General features: G+C 76.9%; 1 protein-coding gene and 1 pseudogene. Both read left to right on the top strand.

Annotation, left to right across the window (positions count from 1 at the left end; translation table 11 throughout):
- Nucleotides 1-628, top strand: a 628-nt coding sequence (locus E4P40_RS27595; RefSeq protein ID WP_135161465.1) for an ankyrin repeat domain-containing protein, incomplete at its 5' end; no start/stop codon positions are given.
- 210 nt (nucleotides 629-838) lie between these two features.
- Nucleotides 839-1,265: pseudogene (gene kgd, locus E4P40_RS27590) on the top strand (multifunctional oxoglutarate decarboxylase/oxoglutarate dehydrogenase thiamine pyrophosphate-binding subunit/dihydrolipoyllysine-residue succinyltransferase subunit); the annotation flags it as partial.

Below are 1,265 nucleotides of genomic sequence, written 5' to 3'. Positions count from 1 at the left end.
CGTGCTGGTGGAGGCCGGGGCCGACCTGACTGCGCACACCGAGTTCAACCGGACACCGCTGCACGTCGCGCTGCAGTTCCGACCGGAGATGGTGCCGCTCCTGCGGGAGCTCGGCGCCCAGGTGGACGCGCCGAGCGCGGCCTACCTCGGGGACGTCGCCGAGCTGACCCGCCACCTCGACGACGGCACCGACCCCGGGGACCGGACCAGCGGCGTCGACCTGCTGTCGTGGGCAGCCTTCGGCGGCGCCGTCCCCACGGCCGAACTGCTCCTGGACCGCGGCGCCGACGCCGACACCGGCGCGCTGCACTTCGCGGCCGGCGGCGCCCGGCTGGAGCTGGTGCGCCTCCTGCTGGCGGCCGGCGCCGACGCGAACCGGCGCGACCCGCCCACCGGGCGCACCCCGCTGCACGCGGCGGTGGGCGCCGGGCCGGCCGGCGACGGGCCCGAGATCGTCCGGGTGCTGCTCGCGGCCGGGGCCGACGTCAACGCGACGACCCCCGAGGGCGCGAGCGCTCTCGACATGAGTCACCTGGCCGCCGCCCGCCACCGCCGCCACGACGCCGGTCGGGCCACCGGCCACGACGCCCTCGCCGAGCTGCTCGTCGCCCACGGCGCCGGCGACTAGCTCCTCTCCCCCGCCCCGGGGGCGCCTGCGGGCGTGTCCGCCGCACCGGGTAGGCGCAGGTGGACGGGCGTAGACTCGACCCCCGGTCCCGCCCTGCCGTCAGCCGTCCAGCCAGCGTCAGCCAGCCCAAGCCCAACACCGACGAAGAAGGCACTCGCCCCCGTGTCAAGCGTGAGCTCATCCCGGCCCTCCTCCAGCTCGTCCTCCTCCGTGGCGGGCTTCGGAACCAACGAGTGGCTGGTCGAGGAGATGTACCAGCAGTACCTCGCCGACCCCTCGACCGTGGACCAGGCGTGGCACGAGTTCTTCGCCGACTACCGGCCGGGCAGTCCGGTGGGTGGCCAGGACCGCGAGCAGGCGGCTCCCGCGGCGAACGGGGCTGCTGGTCAGGCGGCGAAGAAGGCGGCCGCAGCGCCGGCGCCCGCCGAACCCGCCGCTCCCCCGGCCGCCGCCGCGCAGGCTCCGAGCGCCCCGGCGGCACCACCCGCGGATCCGACCGCGAAGCCCGCCGACAAGCCGGCCGCCAAGCCCGCGGCCGGTCCGGTCGCGGCGGGCAAGCAGTCGCCGCTGCGCGGCGCTGCCGCCGCGGTGGTCAAGAACATGAACGTCTCGCTCACCGTGCCGACGGCGACGAGCG

The organism is Blastococcus sp. CT_GayMR20 (assembly GCF_004570345.1).
This window is presented reverse-complemented; position numbering and strand designations above follow the sequence as displayed.